We start from the raw sequence: 17,672 nt of genomic DNA, 5'->3' as shown, positions 1-17,672 counted from the left end.
AGCCGAGCTGCGTCGCGGTTCAGGTCTTCCGCGAAAGCAGGAAGACGGCATGCTCGGCGCGGAAGTTCGCGGCGGCGGGGCTGCACTTCGCGTCGCCCGAGAGAAACCAGCACCCCTCGACGTCGATGGCACGCTCCTTCAGCAGCGCGCGAAAGTCGTTGACGCTCAGGTGGTGGATGTTGGGCGTCTCGTACCAGCCGACCGGCAGCAGCCGGGTCACCGGCATGCGGCCGTTCCACAGCAGCGAGAGCCGGACCCGCCAGTGGGCGAAATTGGGGAAGCTGACGAAGGCCTTGCGGCCGATCCGCAGCAGCTCTTCCAGCACGACGTCGGGACGCATGGTGGTCTGCAGCGTTTGCGACAGGATGGCATAGTCGACGGACTTGTCGGGATAGAAAGCCAGGTCCTTGTCGGCGTCGCCCTGGATGACGGATAACCCCTTGGCGACGCATGCGCCGACATTGGCCGGGTCCAGTTCCATGCCGCGCGCATCGCAGCCCTTTTCATCGCGCAGCGCGGCCATCAGCGTCCCGTCGCCGCAACCGACGTCGAGCAGGCTGGAGCTCGGCGCGACGTTGGCGGCGATCACGGCAAGGTCGGGGCGCAGGGCGCTCATTTCCGGGCTCACTGGTTCAGGAACCCTTCCACCACGCGGTCGAGAGCGGGAACGTCGAGCAGGAACGAATCGTGCCCGAACGGCGCCGACAACTCGACGAAGCTGACCGGGACCCCGGAGGCGTTGAGCGCATGAACGACATTGCGCGATTCCGAGGTGGGATAGAGCCAGTCGGTATCGAAACTGACGAGGCAGAAACGCGCTTTCGAGCGGGTGAAGGCATTGGCGAGACGCCCGCCATGCTCTTCGGCCAGATCGAAATAGTCCATGGCACGGGTGATATAGAGGTAGGAATTGGCATCGAAGCGGCCGGTGAAGGACAGCCCCTGATAGCGCAGGTACGATTCGACCTGGAAATCGGCATCGAATCCGAAGGTCTTCTCGTCGCGGTCCTGCAGGCGCCGGCCGAACTTGGCGGTCAGGCCTTCCTCCGAGAGATAGGTGATGTGCGCGGCCATGCGGGCGACCGAGAGGCCTTTTTCCGGGCCGCGGCCGTGCGCGTAGTAATCGCCTTCGCGCCATTCGGGGTCGGCCATGATCGCCTGGCGCCCGACCTCGTGAAAGGCGATGTTCTGCGCCGAGTGCCGGGCCGTCGAGGCGAGAACCAGAAAGGCCCGGGCGCGGTCGGGGAAGTTCGCCGCGAGCGAGAGGGCCTGCATGCCGCCCATCGACCCGCCGACGACCGCGTGAAGCTGCTCGATCCCGAGGGCATCGAGCAGGGCGATGTGGGCGCGCACCATGTCGCGGATGGTGATGACGGGAAAGCGCATGCCCCAGGGGTCCCCGTCCGGGGACGGGCTGGCCGGGCCGGTCGAGCCCATGCACGAGCCGATCACGTTGGCGCAGATCACGTGGAACTTGTCGGTGTCGATCGGCTTGCCGGGGCCCACCATGCGCACCCACCAGCCCGGCTTTCCGGTCTTGGGGTGGTTGGAGACAACGTGCTGGTCGCCGGTCAGCGCGTGGCAGATCAGGATCGCGTTGTCCTTCGCCGCGTTCAGCGTGCCGTGCGCCTCGAAGGCGATGCGCACGCCCGGCAGGCTCTGCCCGCCATCGAGCGGCAGCGGTTCGGCCAGTTCGAGCACTTTGCTCTCGTCGAGGATCCGGGCAGTTGCCATGATGATTTCGCAAGTGGGGGACCGCCCCTCCCGAGTCAATCTCCGCCTATCAATCGCCCTCTGTCATTCGCGGCCCTGGTGGGTTAAAGGCGCGCCCGTCATGACCGAAACCGAGATCCGCAACCGTTCGCCGCAGCCCAAGCCCTGGATCGAGGCGATTCATGCCTATGTGCCGGGCAAGTCTGCCGGCAAGGACGGCCGACCGCTGATCAAGCTTTCGGCAAACGAGAACCCGCTCGGCACCAGCGAGCTGGCGCTGGCGGCGCGGGCACAGGCCCCCGCGCTCTATCCCGATCCCGACAGCAAGGCGCTGCGTGCCCGGCTCGGCGAACTGCACGGGATCGATCCCGCCCGTATCGTCATGGGCACCGGCTCGGACGAACTGCTCAACCTGGCTGCGCAGGGCTATGCCGGGCCGGGCGATGAGGTGATCTACGTCCGTTACGGCTTCTCGGTCTATGATATCGCGGCGCGCCGCTGCGGCGCCACGCCGGTGGTGGCCCCCGATGCCGACTACGGCACCGACGTCGATGCGCTGCTGGCGCTGGTGACGGAAAAGACCCGCGTCGTCTTCATCGCCAATCCCAACAATCCGACCGGCTCCTTCCTGCCCAGGGGCGACATTGCCCGCCTGCACGCGGCGCTTCCTGCGGATGTTCTGCTCGTCATCGATCAGGCCTATGGCGAATATGTCGCTGCGGAAGACGATGACGGGGGAATGGCGCTTGCGGAGACGCACGAGAACGTGCTGGTGACGCGCACGTTCTCGAAGATATTCGGGCTTGCCGGCGAGCGGATCGGCTGGGGGACGGGTGCGCCGGGCATCATCGCCACGCTCAACCGCATTCGCGGGCCTTTCAATGTCTCCAGCACCGGGCAGGCGATGGCGAAAGCAGCTCTGGACGACATGGCCTTCGTCGAACGCGCGCGCGTGCACAATCGCGACGAGCGGACCCGCTTTGTCGAGCAGATCGAGGCCATGGGCAACCACGGCCTGCGCGCCTTGCCGAGCCAGGCGAATTTCGTGCTGATCCTGTTCGAGGGCGCGCTCCGTGCCGAGACGGCCTTCGAAGGTCTGGCCGAACGTGGCTACATCGTGCGCTGGCTGCCCAATCAGGGCCTCCCGCATGGCCTGCGCATCACCATCGGGCACCCGCACGACATGGATGCCATTGCCGCCGCTCTGCGCGAGATGGCGGAGGCTGCACGGTGAGTTTTCAGCGGCTCGCGATTATCGGCCTCGGCTTGCAGGGTGGATCGATCGGTCTTGCCGTGCAGGAATTTCTGCCGAAGATCGCCACTACCGGATACGATATCTCCCCCGATTTCCGCGCCCGCGCCGCCGAGAGGGGGCTGGTGCACACGGTTTGCGATACGGCAGTGGAGGCCGTGCGCGATGCCGACCTCGTGATCTTTTGCGTACCGCCTGGCGTGATGGGAGATGCCGCGGCCGCCGTGCGCGACGCGATCCCGGCAAATGCGCTCGTCAGCGATGTCGGGTCGAGCAAGCAGGCAGTGGCCAAGGCGCTGGGCGAGGCCTTGCCCGATCATCTGGTGATCCCCGCCCACCCGGTTGCCGGCACCGAGAACTCGGGCCCCGATGCCGGCTTTGCGCACCTGTTCCGCAACCGCTGGTGCATCGTCACCCCGCCCGAGCATACCGATCTGCTCAAGCTCAGCGCGCTGGTGGAATTCTGGGAAACGCTCGGCGCGAATGTCGAGATCATGACTGCCGAGCACCATGACCTGGTGCTTGCCGTGACGAGCCATCTGCCGCACCTCATCGCCTATACCATCGTCGGCACGGCTTCCGACCTGGAAGACGTCACGCAGAGCGAAGTCATCAAGTACTCGGCCGGCGGTTTCCGCGACTTCACCCGCATCGCAGCTTCTGACCCGACGATGTGGCGTGACGTGTTCCTTTCGAACAAGGACGCAGTGCTGACCATGCTGCAGCGCTTCACCGAGGATCTGACCGCCCTGCAGCGCGCGATCCGGGTCGGTGACGGCGACGCGCTGTTCGAACACTTCGCCCGCACCCGCGCCATCCGCCGCTCGATCATCGAGGAAGGGCAGGACGATTCCCGGCCTGACTTCGGCCGCGGCGATCACGATGGCACCAAGGGGCTCTCCGAGTAGATTTTGTGATCCGGTGCGGGAGCCTGCAGCGATTTCGGGAATTGAGCCGACAAAATCCGGTTTCCCCATGAGGCTGCCCATGAAGATAGCGATCGAGACCCGGCTGGAATATGCAGTGCCCGGCCCCGTGGACGTCCTGCTGCAGATCGAGGCGGCGATGATCCCCGAACAGACCGTGCTGCATGCTCATATCGACCTGCCTCAGGCCGAGCACTTCGCGCGTGTTCCGGGCCAGTCCGATATCGGCGATCGCATCTGGCTGCGGCTGTCCGAACCGCTGAACGTGCGCTATGAGGCCGAAGTCGAGATCAACAGACTGCTCGCGGATGTCGGGGACTTGCCGCGAACGCCGCCGCACCTGCTACCGGGCGAGACCGTCGATTACCTCATGGCGTCCCGGTACTGCCCGGCCGACAAGTTCCAGGATTTCGTGAACAGCGAGTTCGCCGGCACCGAAGGCGGGGACCGCGTGGCGGTCATGCGCGACTGGATAGCCGATACGCTCAGTTACGAGCCGGGATCGAGCGATGCCATGACGACCGCGACCGATACCTTTCAGAGCCACAAGGGCGTATGCCGCGACTATGCGCACCTGATGATCGCGCTCACCCGCGCCAGCGCCATTCCCGCCCGGTTCGCGAGTGTCTACGGGCTCGGCGTGGAGCCGCAGGACTTCCATGCGGTTGCCGAAGTGTTCCTCGACGGCGCGTGGCACATGGTCGATGCCACGCGCATGGCCCGGCCAGAAAGCATCGCCAAGATCGGCGTCGGGCGCGACGCGGCGGACGTGTCGTTCCTGACCAGCTTCGGCCCGGTGGAACTGCAAAGTCAATCGGTAGAAGTGCGCGAGATCTAGTCGACCGGGGAGGGGGCGGTTCAGCCGTTCAGGGCGTTGATGGCTGCTTCCACCTTCGCTTCGACTTCGGCGCGCGGCAATCCCGGTTCGATGCGCTGGCCCACGCGGACGGTGATGATACCGGGCTTCTTCCAGCGGCGATGGTAGAGCCGTCCGCTGTTCACGGCGACCGGCACGACGGGCAGCCCCAACAACTTGTAGAGGCCGGCAAAACCGGATTGCAGCGGCTTGCGCTCGCCGGTTGGGACACGCGTTCCCTCGGGAAAGATGACCAGCGGACGGTTCTGCGCGGCGAAAACACGCGCGCTGGCGACCATCTTGCGCAGCGCTTTGGCCCCCTGATCGCGTTCAACCGCGACGATGCCGTATTGCCGGGCCGCGCGGCCCCATCCCGGGATGCGCGCCAGCTCGATCTTGGGAAAGGGTACCGGCCATTCCATCAGGTTCGGCAGGTCGATCGCCTCGAAGAAACTTTCGTGCTTTACCGCAACGAGCACGCCTTCATTGGGCATTTCGCCTTCGATCACGACCTTGATCCCCAGCAGCCACCGCGCGCACAGACGATGGTAGCGCGACCAGCCATGAACACTCCACCGCATGATCCTTTCGCTGATCGGCGTGGAGATCAGGGCCAGAAGCACGAACACGACCGTGCCCGGATAGAACGCGGCGTAGAAGGTCAGGCTGCGCAGTACGTCGGCGGGCGTGGTTCGCATCACTGTCCGGCCAGGTTCAGCGCCGCGCGCGCGATCAGCTTGTGGTATTCCAGCAGCAGGGCGCCGAGACTGGGCTGCGAGGGAACGGCATCGTGCTCCACCTGCACCCCCGGCGGTAGTTCACGGCGAAGCTCGAGCGTGGCACGGCGCATGTGCCAGTCTGCCGTGACCAGCCGAATCGACCGCGCCCGGTGCGCAGCTACCCATTGCGCTGCCTCGACGGCGTTCGAGCGCGTGTCGTAGGCATGATAGCCGAGCGTGACGCAGCATTTCATCAGGCGCGAGGAGACATCGAATTCGGCCGCGAATTCGCGCGGCTTCACTTCACGGTCGACACCTGAAACCAGCAGCCGCGGGGCGCTGTTCGCCTTGAGCATGTCGAGCGCATGTTCGATGCGGCCCTTGCTGCCGGTCAAGACAATGATCGCATCGGTACGCACGTCGCTGGGCAAGGGGCCCGGCAGCGCAACGGCGAACCAGAGGAACCCGAAGAGCCAGATCAGCACGATAAAGGCGGCGGTGCGACGGAACATGGAAAGGACTATATAGCGCTTGTGTGTATTATAGCATCTTGCGCAATGCGTGGAGAACCGTGAGGCGCGCGGTAACCATCGCAAGCAGCGTCGAGAGTACCGGCACCAGTGCCAGCAACATCCAGTCGCTCCAGGTCAAGGCACCATTGTTCACGAGGCCCGCACCGAGGCCCGAAAAGCGGCGCGCCAGCACGAGAATGACCACCAACGCCAAGGCCAGCCCGACGGCGCCGCCGCCGGCCGCATCGTAGCCGATGGAGCGCTGGAAAACGCGGGCGACCTGGGCGTCGGTGCCGCCCAGCAGATGGACGATCTCGATGGTGTCGCGATTCGTGCCCAGCGCGGTGCGGGCGGCCAGCAGCACCGCGGCCGTCAGCGCGAGCGCCAGCAGCGCGACGATGGCAATGGCAAGCACTTGCAGGGAAAGCATGGCCTTGAATACCGGCTTCAGCCAGTTTGACTGCGCATCGATGCGCGCGGACGGGGCTACCGGCTTCAGCGCCTTTTCGATTGCGCCCAGTTTCATGGGGGTGGCCGGGCCCTTGAGCCGGACATCGATCAGGGCCGGGATCGGAATTGCCGATCCGGTCGCATCGGCGATGCCGGTGCCGAGCCACGGCTCGATCAGGGCATCGAGCTCTGCTTGCGGAACCAGTCTCAGGCCCGCCACGCCCGGCATGTCCTTGATGGCCGCCACCGCCTTTTCGGCCTCCTTGGCACGGACGTCCGCGCGCGGTTCGAGGATCTGGATCGTCACGCCCCCTTCGATTTCGGCCTTGGCCGCCGACACCGCATTGCCGAGCGCCAGACCGGCGGCCAGCGCAATGGCCGTCATGGCTACCATGATGGCGATGACCCAGGGCATCGGCCCGGACATGCGGGCCTGCGGGATCAGGTCCGTGTCCCTGCCGGAAAATAGCCGCCGGACCATCAGGATGGCCTGCGGGGCGGATAGCGCAGCGCGCCGGTGGGGTCCGAGAGACGCCCGCGATCGAGCCGCATGATGAGGCTGTCGGGCACCTTGCGCAGCAGGTCGAGGTCGTGCGTCGCCACCACGACTGTCGTGCCCTGCCGGTTGAGCATTTCGAACAACCGCATGAGCTTGAGCGCCATGTCCGGGTCGACGTTCCCGGTCGGTTCGTCGGCGACCAGCATTGCCGGGCGCGCGATCACCGCGCGGGCGATCGCCACGCGTTGCTGCTCACCGCCCGAAAGCGTGGCCGGCCTGGCGCCCATGCGGTCTGCCAGTCCCACCCAGTCGAGAATATCGCGGACCGGTGCGGCAAGGTCCTCTTCGCGGTGGCCGGCGACGCGCAGGGGCAGGGCGACGTTGTCGAACGCGGAGAGATGCGGGATCAGGCGGAAGTCCTGGAACACCACGCCGATCCGGCGCCTGAGCTGAGGCAGGCGGCTGCGGGGCATGGTGATCGCGTCTGTCCCGAACATGCGGACCGCCCCGCGCGACGGCCGCTGCGCGAGGTAAAGCAGGCGCAGGAGCGAGGTCTTCCCTGCGCCGCTGGCTCCGGTGAGAAAATAGAAGCGGCTGGAGAACAGGGTGAACGTCAGATCGCTCAGCACCTCGCGATCGGTGCCATAGCGCAAGCCGACATTGTCGAAGTGTATGATTTCCCCGTCCGCAGTCATCTTCGTACGTTTTACTGTGTCCGTCTTGGTCCGAACGGGCGCCGCGACGGCCTATAACGATCAATGAATGTGGAAAAAAGGGGAATAGAGCACGAACCCACAGCTCGGTACCTTGTCGCGCGCGAACCAACCGTGCTTATGGTTACGGCCATGATCATCGCCTGCCCTGCCTGCTCGACGCGCTATGCCGTTCCGGATAGCGCCATCGGGGTAGAAGGCCGCACTGTGCGGTGTGCCAAGTGTCGCCATAGCTGGTTTCAGGAAGGGCCTGAACTTTCGTTTGAGGCCGCCGCGCCAGCCGCCGCGGCACAGCAGGCGGCATCGGGCGGCGCGGCCGAGCCGCGGGTCTCCACGCCTCGCAATCCGGCGCCTCCGCCTCCGCCTCCGCCTCCGCCCTCGCCGCCAGCCACACATACACCGGCCCCGGCTGCCAATGAATCCGGGTGGGAGACGGAGCAGGAAGTCGATCCGTTGCCGCCCCCTCCGCCGCCGCCGCCCCGTCCGCGCCGGGTGCAGAGCGCGGTCACCTCTTATTACGACGATACGACAACCGCGCACTATGCAGACGAAGCCCCTTCCAGCTTCGACTTCGCGCCGCCGTTCCGTCCGCGCCGCAACTGGACGAAGATCGGCACCTATGCGGCGGGCATCTTTGCCGTCGTCACGCTCGGCCTTGCCGGTGCGATCGCATGGGGTGGGCTGCCCGATTGGGTGCCGATTCCACGGGCCACGTTCCAGCAAGCACAGCCGGACCTGCAACTCGATTTTCCGCGCAACCGCCAGGATCGCAAGCCGCTTCCCGACGGCACCGAATTCTTCAGCGTAAGCGGCACGATCAGCAATATCGGCAGTCAGGCTCGCTACGTGCCTTCGCTTCTCGTCGTCCTGCGCGACCAGCGCGACCGCATCGTCTACGAAAAGGAAATCGTACCGCCCAAGCGCAAGCTGGCGCCGGGCGAAACGGTCACCATCAACGAGGCGCTCACCGATATCCCCAAGGCGGCTGCATCCGCGGAGATCGGCTGGAAACCCGACTGACGCCTTGCCTGCGGCCTGGTCGCGAAATCGTGTCTTTCGGGCAGACGTCGAAAGATTCTGGAAAATATCTTTCGCGACTCGCTTGCGGCCCCCGAAACCCTTTGCTAATGGCGCGCTCCTGCCACGGGGCGGATGTGAACCGGCCCCGTTGATTTAGCGGTCGTGGCGGAATTGGTAGACGCGCAACGTTGAGGTCGTTGTGGGCGAAAGCCCGTGGAAGTTCGAGTCTTCTCGACCGCACCAGGCAGTTTCAGGAAAGCACTGATTTTCGCCTTCGGGCACCCGACGTTGAGCAAGCGGGCGGTTCTGCCGCGTCTTGCGGAGCGCAAAGCCGGAGACGTGCGGCAATCAAGCGGACCTGGACGGGAAAAAACGGGTTTGCCGGTTTCGTAGGCCTTTGGCCTGCGGGCCCGCGTCTGCGGTTGTGTCCCCCGTCCATGGCTCTTTTCGTCGGCTGACGCGGCTGGCTAGCACCTTTGATGCTTGCTCGGCGCGTGCCGTTTGCCAACAGCTTTGAGCAAGACCGACGGCCGTCCACGCCGCCCGGTCAAACTGTCCCATAATGCTACAGCTCCTGCAATGCTGGCGTTCTTCCGGTTTCCGTAATCAAAGTTGGGGACGCGAAGCATTATAACCTTAGTTAGATAACAGTCTAACCAGCCGGCCGGAGAAGTTATCCGGCAGAGCGTATAAGATTTTCTCGCGGGGGCGATTGATGACAGCCAAAGGCACGCGACTTTTGTCGCGACTATTCCTGGTATCTGCGGCATTTGTATCGGCGACCGGTGCGCTGGCGCAGGACATCGTATATCAGCCGACTGATCCGACGTTCGGCGGTAATCCGTTCAATTCCGCGCATCTGTTGGGTATTGCCAATGCCCAGAACACATACAAGGATCCCAATTCCAGTTCCAGCAGTTCGCAGGCGGACATCTTCGCCCGCCAGCTTCAATCGCGGCTGCTTTCGGCGCTGTCTTCGCAAATCGTCGACGCCATTTTCGGCGAAAATCCGCAGCAGAGCGGCACTATCAGTTTCGGCGGGCAGACGATCACGTTCGATCGCGGCCTAACCGATGTCACGCTGAACATCACCAATGACGATACCGGGGAAGTAACGACCATCGTCGTTCCGACCTTCGTGGACGTGAACTGACAGTCGGAACGAGCAACGTGTACAGCAAACTGAAAATCGCTGCAGCCCTGGCGGCCACGCTTGTCATGTGCGGCTGTGCCACCGTTGGTGAGGATGGCCGGACAGCCTTTCCCGAAACGCGTTCACGTGCCTTCATTCCCGACAAGACGCAGACGCAGCACCTCCTCGAGGGGCTGCCGCCGCCGACGCGGCCCATTGCCGTGGCGGTCTATGGATTTGCCGACCAGACCGGTCAGTTCAAGCCGAGCGACGCCGGGCAGACCCTGTCCCGTGCCGTAAGCCAGGGCGGTGCGGCAATTCTGGTCAAGGCGTTGCAGGACGCGGGACAGCGCAAGTGGTTCACCATCGTGGAGCGTGAATCGCTCAAGAACCTGCTCAACGAACGTCAGATCATTCGCGAGATGCGATCGCGCTATCTCGGGGAGAAGGACGTCAATCCGCGGGCGCTTCCGGCACTGCTGTTCGCGGGTGTGCTGCTGGAAGGCGGGATCGTCGGCTATGATACCAACACCGTCACAGGCGGCGCCGGAGCTGCCTTTCTCGGCATCGGTGGCCACACCGAATATCGTCAGGACACCGTTACCGTCTATCTGCGTGCCGTATCGGTTCGTACGGGCGAGGTTCTGACATCGGTGACGGCGTCCAAGACGATAGCCAGCCAGGCAATCGGCGCCAGTGCATTCCGCTATGTCGCGTTCAAGGAATTGCTGCAGGCCGAAGCCGGTTACACCACGAACGAGCCGGACCAGGTGGCGCTGCAGCAGGCGATCGAAAAGGCCGTTTACGGTCTCGTCCTCGAGGGCGTCGAGCTCAAGCTCTGGGATTTCGAGGACCGCGATGCCGGCTGGCCGCTGTTGTGGAGATACATGAAGGAGCGGGACGGCGCCGTCGACCCGCAGGATATGCAAGAGGCGTTGCGCAACGCTCCGCCGATGACCCCGCAAAGGATCCGAAAGACGGCTGAGGCCGATCTTGAGCCGAAACGCCTCGACAAGAGGCGCGCGGGGCCGCGTGTGAATTGATCGTCGCCCGTTCGCGGCGAGAATGAATAGGGCAGTTACCGGCGCCGCCCGCGAATTTGAAGTTGCCGGTCATTTGCCAGGAAAGTTGCAGCTTTCCGGGCACGTGAAGTGACGGCGCAGCAGGGTTTCGGCCCTGACGCTCCGAGAAGACTGAAATGCTGTGTGACAACCACGTCTGCCCTGTCTTCGGGCATGGGCAGGCATGGTTACGAAAATTCCGAAAGGAGTTGGAGTACCATGTTCCAGGACCGTCGATCGAAGTTGCGCTGCGGCGTACTTTCCATCTTCAATGTCGATGCAACAAAGCTCCCTTTCGGACGCGGGGGCACGACGGGCCACTGGGCCACGTCGGCGCTTCTCAATGGCCGGAGCTCGAAAACGAGCCGGCAGCACCACGTCCTTCGCAAATTTTGCGCTGCGACCACGGGCCGCACTCAACTTCGATCCAAGGGAGTTTTTTAATGAAGAAGATGCTTCTCGCCTCGGCCTCGGCCGCGGCTCTTTTTGCCACGCCGGCTTTCGCGGGTGACAACACTTCGAATGTCGACCAGCAGGGCACCAACGCCACGGCAACCGTAAGCCAGGGCGGCTCCAATTCGACCAGCACCGTCAACCAGTATGCCGACGGCAACAACGCCACGGTCGACCAGGACGGCTCGATCATCGGTGCCGAATCGACCATCACGCAGAACGGCAGCAACAACGATGCGACCGTGACCCAGTCGGACGACGGGGATGCCCTCAACTCGGCGCCGATCAATGTCTCGACGGTAACGCAGGACGGCGACGACAACACCGCCACCGTCACCCAGGACACGGGTACGCTCATGCTGGTGTCCGATTCCACCGTGACGCAGGGCGGCAACAGCAACACCGCTACCGTCGGCCAGGTCGATGACTCGCAGTCGTCCACCGTGATCCAGGACAGCGACAACAACATCGCCGAGGTCAGCCAGGGCGACGCGGCTCTGGTTGCTTCGGACCAGTCGTGGGGCAACTCGTCCACCGTCAACCAGGCCGGTAGCGGCGACCATTCCGCGACGGTGCTTCAGGGCGGGCGGTCCGGCGACAGCAACGTCCAGCAGACGGGTTCCGCTGATACGGCCCTCGTCACGCAGACGGGCTACAACCAGGACTCCTCCGTGGACCAGTCGGGCGCCAATGAATACGCCAATGTCGCCCAGAGCGGTGAAAGCAACGTTTCGGGCGTCACCCAGAGCGGCCCGTCGAACTATGCCGACGTGACCCAGAACGGCGTTGGCAACAGCTCGTCCGTCACCCAGTCGTCCACCTCGGGCGGTTACGGCAGTGGCGGCACGTTCCCGAGCGACACCGGCTATGCCTATGTCGAGCAGATCGGCGATGCCAACCAGTCGACCATCTCCCAGTCGGGCGGTGCCAACTGGGCAGTGTTGCACCAGGCCGACAGCAACACGTCGACCATCACCCAGACCGGCAACGGCACTTATGCAAATGTCGACCAGTCGGGCACCGGCAACACCTCGTCCGTGGACCAGTCGGGTTCCGCCACCAACCTCAACCTGGACGTCGGCATCGCCCAGTCGGGTGACGGTAACACATCCAGGGTAACCCAGAGCGGCAATGCCACGGTTCTGAATTCGTTCCAGAACACCGTCGACATCGACCAGTCGGGCAACAACAACGACTCGACCGTGGCTCAGAGCGGTACCGACAACGAAACCCGCATCGTCGAGGCCGGCAACGGCAACCTGTCCGATGTTCTGCAGGGTGGCAGCAACAACCATGCCTACGTCACCCAGAACTCCGACGGCAACAACTCGTACGTGACGCAGGCCGGCAGCGGTAACACCGCCAGCGTTACCCAGGGCCTCTAAACGAGACACCCCGTGGCGGGCGGCGTTCATCGCCGTCCGCCGATCAATCTCGAAATGACGGATATTGAAACATGAAGAATCTCTTTCTAGCGACCGCTTCGGTTGCGGCCCTCCTTGCCGCGGCACCGGCCATGGCCCAGAGCAATGGCTCCGACGTCAACCAGCAGGGCTCGTCGAACCAGGCCAGTGTTTTGCAGAGCGGCAGCGGCAACAGCTCTGACATCGACCAGCTTGCGGACAATGCCATCGCGAACATCGACCAGTCGGGCGACGACAACGAGTCCACCGTCCTGCAGCATGTGGACGCGGGCGGCACTGCGAATGTTGCGCAGACCGGCAACGAGAACATCTCCTCGGTCGAACAGACTTCGGGCGCAGCAGTGGCCGACGTCGTCCAGAGCGGTTCGAGCAACAGCTCCACGCTTTCGCAGGGTCGTCCGGAGACCGCCTCCACGCAGACCACCAGCCAGCAGGCGCTGGTCGTCCAGTCCGGTAACGGCAACATCTCCGATGCCGATCAGCGGGGCAGCGAAAGCAACCTGAACCTGCTGCAGTCGGGCGATCTCAACTACAGCTCGGTCAGCCAGACCGGTGCTGCCAACACGGCCGGTGATGCCTCCGACGTGGGCAACGTGGGCATCTCGCAGAGCGGCAACAGCAACGACAGCTATGTGACGCAGAGCGCCAACTTCGGGCTGGTGCAGGTCAACCAGATCGCCAACGACAGCTACAGCGAGATCAATCAGACCGGCCGCGCGAACAATGCCGCAGCCTACGTCGATCAGGCGGGCGACAACCAGCGCAGCGTCGTGACGCAGACTGCGGATGCTCCTCCGGTCGGTCCGGCGCGCCAGATGACGGCCTACGTCAGCCAGTCCGGTGCCTCCAACGAAAGCGACATCTATCAGACCAACACCCTTGGCGCTCCCGCGGCGTCGGAAAACGTCGCAGACGTAAGGCAGTCGGGTACGAACGGTTACTCGTCGATCTCGCAGGACGGGCACAGCAACGACGCCTCGCTCGTCCAGGGCGGCGATCTCAACGCGAGCTACATCACCCAGAGCGGCACCAGCAACACGGCGACCGTCTCGCAGTACTCGGACGGCAACAGCTCGACCGTCACGCAGAACGGCACGGGCAACCTCGCGACGGTAACGCAGGGCGTCGCACCGTAAGCAGCCCTACTCGGGAAGGGGGAGCGGACCGTTCCCCCTTCCCTTGATTACGTTTCAGGAAGTGAGGAAGAAGCCGATGCATGCGACCGCCATATCGATCGCCGTCTCCGCGGCATTGTCAGCGGCACCGGCGACATCGGCTCCCGGTTCCTCGGCTTGCAGGCAGGACAGCGCCATGACCGACAGCGGAAAGACCACCGTCATTCGCAGTGGCACCGGAAACACTGCGACCATCGTGCGCAATGACCCGGACGGGACGATCCGTGTCGAGCAGCACGGGAGAGACAACGCGGCGCTCGCGGTGCAATCTGGATCAGGCGAGAGGCTTGCCATTTCCCAGTCCGGCGCTGCCGCGGATGCGAAGATTGCGCAGGACGGCGCCTGCAACGATACCGAATTGACCCAGGGCGGTTCGGATAACTCCGCGACGGTTCGTCAAAGCGGTCGCGGCAATCGCGTGGTGGTCCGCCAGGGACCGCAGCGGAAGGACGGAACATGAAAGCGATTTTGACCAGCACACTTCTCGCTTCCCTGGCGCTCGCGGCCTCACCGCTACTGGCGGACACCGATAATCCGGCGTCCGGAGACCCGTGCGCAACCGGTCCCGGTGTCGGGACGGGCAATCCCTGCAATGGCAACGAAGGCAATACGGGCCAGCAAGGCAATGCGTACCACGAGCAGGTAAGCTACGACCGGCAACCCGATGCATTCGCCATCGGTCGCCCGGGCAATGACAGTGGCGCCTTCATCATTCAGGTCGGTGAAAGCGGGAACGCCAGCATATCGCAAACGACCAGCACCCAATATGCCCGCATCGACCAGGATGGTGCTCGCAACCGCGCCAGTGCCAGCCAATCGGACGAGGGCGCGCACTATGCGCAGATCGTGCAGGGCGGGGATGACAACGCAGCCGAACTCGCGCAGTCGGGCAGGTCCACACAAGTGGCGCTGCTTCGGCAGACCGGCAACGGCAACTCGATGCTGTTCAACCAGCAGGGCGGCGATCTTGGTAGCGGCATTGTTGCAACGCAGCTCGGCAACGGCAATTCGATGGCGCTGGCGCAGTCGGGTGACAACAACCAGGCATTGCTGGTTCAGGAAGGCTCCGGCAACGCCATGACTGCGAGCCAGACCGGAGGTAACAATCAACTGAACTGGACGCAGACTGGCGATAACCTGTCGGATCTTGCGATCAGTCAAACAGGCGGAGCGGCAATTGCCATAACCCAGTCGCGATGATTTCCCTGCTCGCCTTGTCTGTCGGTGCCGGTCTGGCGCTTGCCGCCGCTCCGTACACGGCGCCGAACCAAGGGGACAAGGTTCGGCTGGACGACTTCGCGGTCAGTAAGGAGCGGGAGGACCGCACCGTAATGACGCAGATAAGCGAGGCGCCGCCCCTCGATCACACGTCGGTAGCGGAGCAGGATCGCAAGATAACGGTCGCAGAAGCGCCGCATCGTGATGAAGGCGGCACCGACCTGACGCAACTGGCATCCCCTGGCGAAACCGGCTCGACCGACCAGGTCGTGCGCGCAAAAGACGAGCGGGGCAAGGCGATCGCTCCGATTTCCGGACGGAAGGACAGCAAGCCAGAGCCGGTATCGCCTGTAGCCGGCCACGACGCGTGCGATCCCCAGGCACGGACAGCGCAAAGCGATGCTCAATGCCAAAGGATTCTGGAACTTCGCAGTGACGAATTCCACGCAACCGAAGCGCCGCGTCTTTCAGCCGAGCAGAAACTGCTGGCGCAGCAGGAACTGCGGGAGAGGAAAGTTTCCGCCAGTGCCAAGCAGTCCGACTTGCTGACGATCGATCCGGATGATCCGACGGCCCAGCAGCTGGCTGCGACCGCGCTACAACACGTCGGCTCCAGCGACACGCGCACCGATCCGGCCGAACCTGCCAGTCCGGTTCCGCAGAGTCTTCAGGAAGTCCTGCAATCGCTGATCGTGGACGTGCCGCCTCCTTCGGGGCCATGAAATATGACGACCTGGCGCTTCTCGAGGGCAAGCACGCCCCGATCAGGATTTACAGCCGCCACCAGCGTCCGCACGGGGCATCGGCGTTGGCGCCTTGCTATCGCAAGGTCTGTTCCGGTCTACACGTAAACATAGGAAACATAAGAACTATTGACCCAGGTACGGTAATCACCGAGAAGGCAGAAAAAGGGGTTCGTTGCAGTTTTGTGGCAGCAGCGAGAGCCGAAAGTTTGGAGGGGCAAACATGACGGTGGTTGCAGACACCGGCGATGATTATTGTACGGATGCCGCGTTAGGCGACAGTGCGTCCAACTCGCCCGGCAGCGCGACATCGGGCGGCCGGCCACGGTGGAAGGGTACGAATAATACGGGGTCGAACTGGAGGAAATCCAGCCAGGCTGACCGCGAAAAAGCGATTCGGACGGAAATGCTGGAATGGGGCGAAGGCATTTTTCCGCAGATTGCGCACGGCTTTCTGGGATCAGGACTACGCGCTCGACTCGTCGTGAACGACGAGCGCCAGGTGCTCTGGGCCAGCGAAGTGGCATTGGCGCTTTTGGAGCCTCAATTTCCTGTTGTGATCGCAGATGGGGCGCTCTGTTTCGAACGGGCCAACGATCCGGTTGCCTGCCAGGAATGGCTTCATAGCGTAGGCCGGAAACCATCCCGGTTCCTGGTCAGCGGAGCGCAGGAGGACTGGTGGGTCGTCATGAACGCCTGGCGCGGACGCCTGCATGCCGACACGGCGATTTACGCGGAATTCATCCTGTCCCACCCGCCGTACAGGTCCAGCACAAGCGGCATGTCGAAACAGTTTGGTCTTACCCCGGCCGAATGCGACGTGATCGACGCCTTGGTTCGACTTGAGACACCGACCAAGATCGCGGATCGCCTGGGTGTATCGATCAACACCGTGCGAACACACATCAGACGGCTCTACGGAAAGTTGGGCGTGAACACGCAGGTACAATTGATACGCATTGCCACCGCATTCAGCGCGGGATGACAAAACCGTCGGCAGCCGACGATCGACGAACGCCGCGCAGCCGGAAGAGAGTCGACCAGGATAAAGCTAAGGCGCGCCGAAGTTGCAGCTTCGACGCGCCCCGAAAAGACTGAGTTGCTGTGTGACAACTTCGTCTGCCCGGAACCATGGGTCCCGGACAACTGCACTTATGCCGTGGGGGTGGCCGGTTTACAACTGTGTCGCATGGCGCAAGACGGCCCTGCGTCTCGCTCTTGCGGTGAGACCGGAATGCGCCTGGCGCTCTGCTTCGAGCGCCGTACCCGCAGCAAACTGCCGAACTTCCAACCGTGGGAAACACTTCGTTACGGTTTCGAACAAGGCGCGAAACGCAGCGGCTCCTAATTAGCGACAACACGTTCGCAAATGGAGACCGTCATGATTTCGGCCATTCTTCTCGCTGTTGCAGGTCTTTCTGCCCCCGCACCTGCATCGGCACCGACGGCCGCCTATGGCGCCGATACGCTGCGCAGTCTCAAGGGCCACCCGGCGCTTCCGGAGCGCGGCACAGAGCGCAAGACCGCCAATCTGCCTGCCGCTTGCCATCCTGATCCGACGAAGAGCCGCATTTGTCGTCATCTTCTGGTGCAGGCCAAGGAAGAACAGCGCGCGATGCGCACGTTTGCCGATGCCAATGATGCCAAGGCGGCGGGGGTGTCGGAGTGACGGGCGTCTGGAGCAGGCGGACATTCTGATTGCCGAGCACTGGCAGGGCGATTGTCCGGGCGTGCAGGATGTGCCTGCATCCTCCACGTCGGTGCGCCCGCTTCGTTTTCGAAATTCCCTACGAGGTGGTGGAGTAA

The 17,672-nt window shown here is 63.7% G+C and carries 20 protein-coding genes and 1 tRNA gene; 14 read left to right on the top strand and 7 right to left on the bottom strand.

Annotated features, from left to right (window positions below; genetic code table 11):
* Window positions 1-19: 19 nt before the first annotated feature.
* Both metW and metX read right to left on the bottom strand, forming a co-directional pair.
* Window positions 20-616: a methionine biosynthesis protein MetW gene (gene metW / locus LK12_RS03365; RefSeq protein ID WP_039279285.1), complete on the bottom strand. Its 597-nt coding sequence runs from the start codon at window positions 614-616 to the stop codon at window positions 20-22.
* Window positions 617-624: 8 nt separating this feature from the next.
* Entirely contained in the window at window positions 625-1,734 is a 1,110-nt protein-coding gene (gene metX / locus LK12_RS03360; protein ID WP_039279283.1) for a homoserine O-acetyltransferase MetX, read from the bottom strand.
* Between the two features lie 100 nt (window positions 1,735-1,834).
* Here metX and hisC point away from each other — a divergent pair, with 100 nt between their 5' ends.
* The 3 genes from hisC (at window position 1,835) to LK12_RS03345 (ending at window position 4,729) form a co-directional block, all read left to right on the top strand.
* A complete protein-coding gene (gene hisC, locus LK12_RS03355) occupies window positions 1,835-2,947 on the top strand; it encodes a histidinol-phosphate transaminase (protein ID WP_039279280.1) in 1,113 nt (370 codons plus the stop codon).
* Window positions 2,944-3,873: a prephenate/arogenate dehydrogenase family protein gene (locus LK12_RS03350; protein ID WP_039279278.1), complete on the top strand. Its 930-nt coding sequence runs from the start codon at window positions 2,944-2,946 to the stop codon at window positions 3,871-3,873. Before hisC ends, LK12_RS03350 begins: the two co-directional genes overlap by 4 nt.
* 79 nt (window positions 3,874-3,952) lie before the next feature.
* Window positions 3,953-4,729: a transglutaminase-like domain-containing protein gene (locus tag LK12_RS03345; protein ID WP_039280227.1), complete on the top strand. Its 777-nt coding sequence runs from the start codon at window positions 3,953-3,955 to the stop codon at window positions 4,727-4,729.
* 20 nt (window positions 4,730-4,749) lie between these two features.
* Here the strand turns inward: LK12_RS03345 and LK12_RS03340 are convergent, their stop codons facing one another.
* From LK12_RS03340 to ftsE, 4 genes are read right to left on the bottom strand one after another with little or no spacing between them, the layout of a single operon-like run.
* The gene (locus LK12_RS03340) at window positions 4,750-5,445 is read right to left on the bottom strand and encodes a lysophospholipid acyltransferase family protein (RefSeq protein WP_039279275.1); all 696 of its coding nucleotides are present in this window, start codon (window positions 5,443-5,445) and stop codon (window positions 4,750-4,752) included.
* Complete coding sequence (locus tag LK12_RS03335) at window positions 5,445-5,978, bottom strand: YdcF family protein (protein WP_039279273.1); 534 nt, start codon at window positions 5,976-5,978, stop codon at window positions 5,445-5,447. Before LK12_RS03335 ends, LK12_RS03340 begins: the two co-directional genes overlap by 1 nt.
* A 28-nt stretch (window positions 5,979-6,006) precedes the next feature.
* Entirely contained in the window at window positions 6,007-6,909 is a 903-nt protein-coding gene (locus LK12_RS03330; protein WP_039279270.1) for a cell division protein FtsX, read from the bottom strand.
* On the bottom strand, window positions 6,909-7,622 hold the full coding sequence (gene ftsE / locus LK12_RS03325; RefSeq protein WP_039279268.1) for a cell division ATP-binding protein FtsE: 714 nt from the start codon (window positions 7,620-7,622) through the stop codon (window positions 6,909-6,911). Before ftsE ends, LK12_RS03330 begins: the two co-directional genes overlap by 1 nt.
* 150 nt (window positions 7,623-7,772) lie before the next feature.
* Here ftsE and LK12_RS03320 point away from each other — a divergent pair, with 150 nt between their 5' ends.
* The 6 genes from LK12_RS03320 (at window position 7,773) to LK12_RS03295 (ending at window position 13,866) form a co-directional block, all read left to right on the top strand.
* Complete coding sequence (locus LK12_RS03320) at window positions 7,773-8,660, top strand: MJ0042-type zinc finger domain-containing protein (RefSeq protein WP_039280224.1); 888 nt, start codon at window positions 7,773-7,775, stop codon at window positions 8,658-8,660.
* 156 nt (window positions 8,661-8,816) lie between these two features.
* Window positions 8,817-8,903: transfer RNA gene (locus LK12_RS03315), tRNA-Leu, on the top strand.
* A gap of 496 nt (window positions 8,904-9,399) precedes the next feature.
* Window positions 9,400-9,813 (top strand): curli assembly protein CsgF, encoded by a 414-nt coding sequence (locus LK12_RS03310; protein WP_231568221.1) that lies wholly within the window; start codon window positions 9,400-9,402, stop codon window positions 9,811-9,813.
* A gap of 17 nt (window positions 9,814-9,830) precedes the next feature.
* Entirely contained in the window at window positions 9,831-10,835 is a 1,005-nt protein-coding gene (locus LK12_RS03305) for a CsgG/HfaB family protein (protein ID WP_231568220.1), read from the top strand.
* A gap of 461 nt (window positions 10,836-11,296) precedes the next feature.
* Window positions 11,297-12,691 carry a beta strand repeat-containing protein gene (locus tag LK12_RS03300; protein ID WP_039279265.1) on the top strand — a complete coding sequence of 465 codons (1,395 nt, stop codon included), beginning with the start codon at window positions 11,297-11,299 and terminating at the stop codon, window positions 12,689-12,691.
* Between the two features lie 71 nt (window positions 12,692-12,762).
* Entirely contained in the window at window positions 12,763-13,866 is a 1,104-nt protein-coding gene (locus LK12_RS03295) for a hypothetical protein (protein WP_039279263.1), read from the top strand.
* A 54-nt stretch (window positions 13,867-13,920) separates the two neighbouring features.
* On the opposite strand, the gene LK12_RS25270 is transcribed toward LK12_RS03295, so the two are convergent.
* A complete protein-coding gene (locus LK12_RS25270) occupies window positions 13,921-14,043 on the bottom strand; it encodes a hypothetical protein (protein WP_269430632.1) in 123 nt (40 codons plus the stop codon).
* Here LK12_RS25270 and LK12_RS03290 point away from each other — a divergent pair.
* From LK12_RS03290 to LK12_RS03270, 5 genes are all read left to right on the top strand, one after another.
* Window positions 14,042-14,365, top strand: a complete 324-nt coding sequence (locus LK12_RS03290; protein ID WP_052223117.1) for a hypothetical protein — start codon at window positions 14,042-14,044, stop codon at window positions 14,363-14,365. The two genes, LK12_RS25270 and LK12_RS03290, sit on opposite strands and share 2 nt — an antisense overlap.
* Window positions 14,362-15,105: a hypothetical protein gene (locus LK12_RS03285; RefSeq protein WP_039279259.1), complete on the top strand. Its 744-nt coding sequence runs from the start codon at window positions 14,362-14,364 to the stop codon at window positions 15,103-15,105. Before LK12_RS03290 ends, LK12_RS03285 begins: the two co-directional genes overlap by 4 nt.
* Entirely contained in the window at window positions 15,102-15,845 is a 744-nt protein-coding gene (locus tag LK12_RS03280) for a hypothetical protein (RefSeq protein ID WP_039279257.1), read from the top strand. Before LK12_RS03285 ends, LK12_RS03280 begins: the two co-directional genes overlap by 4 nt.
* A gap of 244 nt (window positions 15,846-16,089) precedes the next feature.
* Window positions 16,090-16,851, top strand: coding sequence for a helix-turn-helix transcriptional regulator (locus tag LK12_RS03275; protein WP_082010320.1), 762 nt, complete (start codon window positions 16,090-16,092; stop codon window positions 16,849-16,851).
* A gap of 396 nt (window positions 16,852-17,247) precedes the next feature.
* On the top strand, window positions 17,248-17,535 hold the full coding sequence (locus tag LK12_RS03270) for a hypothetical protein (RefSeq protein WP_039279252.1): 288 nt from the start codon (window positions 17,248-17,250) through the stop codon (window positions 17,533-17,535).
* Window positions 17,536-17,672 lie beyond the last annotated feature (137 nt).

The organism is Novosphingobium malaysiense, assembly GCF_000802225.1.
Lineage (GTDB): Bacteria > Pseudomonadota > Alphaproteobacteria > Sphingomonadales > Sphingomonadaceae > Novosphingobium > Novosphingobium malaysiense.
Note: the sequence above shows the minus strand (reverse complement) of the source record. Positions and strands in the feature narration are given on the sequence as shown.

What these genes read in the sequence shown, in the direction of transcription:
- metW (WP_039279285.1), bottom strand. Translation starts at nt 616, where the DNA reads ATGAGCGCCCTGCGCCCCGACCTTGCCGTGATCGCCGCCAACGTCGCG.
- metX (WP_039279283.1), bottom strand. Translation starts at nt 1,734, where the DNA reads ATGGCAACTGCCCGGATCCTCGACGAGAGCAAAGTGCTCGAACTGGCC.
- hisC (WP_039279280.1), top strand. Translation starts at nt 1,835, where the DNA reads ATGACCGAAACCGAGATCCGCAACCGTTCGCCGCAGCCCAAGCCCTGG.
- LK12_RS03345 (WP_039280227.1), top strand. Translation starts at nt 3,953, where the DNA reads ATGAAGATAGCGATCGAGACCCGGCTGGAATATGCAGTGCCCGGCCCC.
- LK12_RS03340 (WP_039279275.1), bottom strand. Translation starts at nt 5,445, where the DNA reads ATGCGAACCACGCCCGCCGACGTACTGCGCAGCCTGACCTTCTACGCC.
- LK12_RS03335 (WP_039279273.1), bottom strand. Translation starts at nt 5,978, where the DNA reads ATGTTCCGTCGCACCGCCGCCTTTATCGTGCTGATCTGGCTCTTCGGG.
- LK12_RS03330 (WP_039279270.1), bottom strand. Translation starts at nt 6,909, where the DNA reads ATGGTCCGGCGGCTATTTTCCGGCAGGGACACGGACCTGATCCCGCAG.
- ftsE (WP_039279268.1), bottom strand. Translation starts at nt 7,622, where the DNA reads ATGACTGCGGACGGGGAAATCATACACTTCGACAATGTCGGCTTGCGC.
- LK12_RS03320 (WP_039280224.1), top strand. Translation starts at nt 7,773, where the DNA reads ATGATCATCGCCTGCCCTGCCTGCTCGACGCGCTATGCCGTTCCGGAT.
- LK12_RS03300 (WP_039279265.1), top strand. Translation starts at nt 11,297, where the DNA reads ATGAAGAAGATGCTTCTCGCCTCGGCCTCGGCCGCGGCTCTTTTTGCC.
- LK12_RS03295 (WP_039279263.1), top strand. Translation starts at nt 12,763, where the DNA reads ATGAAGAATCTCTTTCTAGCGACCGCTTCGGTTGCGGCCCTCCTTGCC.
- LK12_RS03290 (WP_052223117.1), top strand. Translation starts at nt 14,042, where the DNA reads ATGACCGACAGCGGAAAGACCACCGTCATTCGCAGTGGCACCGGAAAC.
- LK12_RS25270 (WP_269430632.1), bottom strand. Translation starts at nt 14,043, where the DNA reads ATGGCGCTGTCCTGCCTGCAAGCCGAGGAACCGGGAGCCGATGTCGCC.
- LK12_RS03285 (WP_039279259.1), top strand. Translation starts at nt 14,362, where the DNA reads ATGAAAGCGATTTTGACCAGCACACTTCTCGCTTCCCTGGCGCTCGCG.
- LK12_RS03280 (WP_039279257.1), top strand. Translation starts at nt 15,102, where the DNA reads ATGATTTCCCTGCTCGCCTTGTCTGTCGGTGCCGGTCTGGCGCTTGCC.
- LK12_RS03275 (WP_082010320.1), top strand. Translation starts at nt 16,090, where the DNA reads ATGACGGTGGTTGCAGACACCGGCGATGATTATTGTACGGATGCCGCG.
- LK12_RS03270 (WP_039279252.1), top strand. Translation starts at nt 17,248, where the DNA reads ATGATTTCGGCCATTCTTCTCGCTGTTGCAGGTCTTTCTGCCCCCGCA.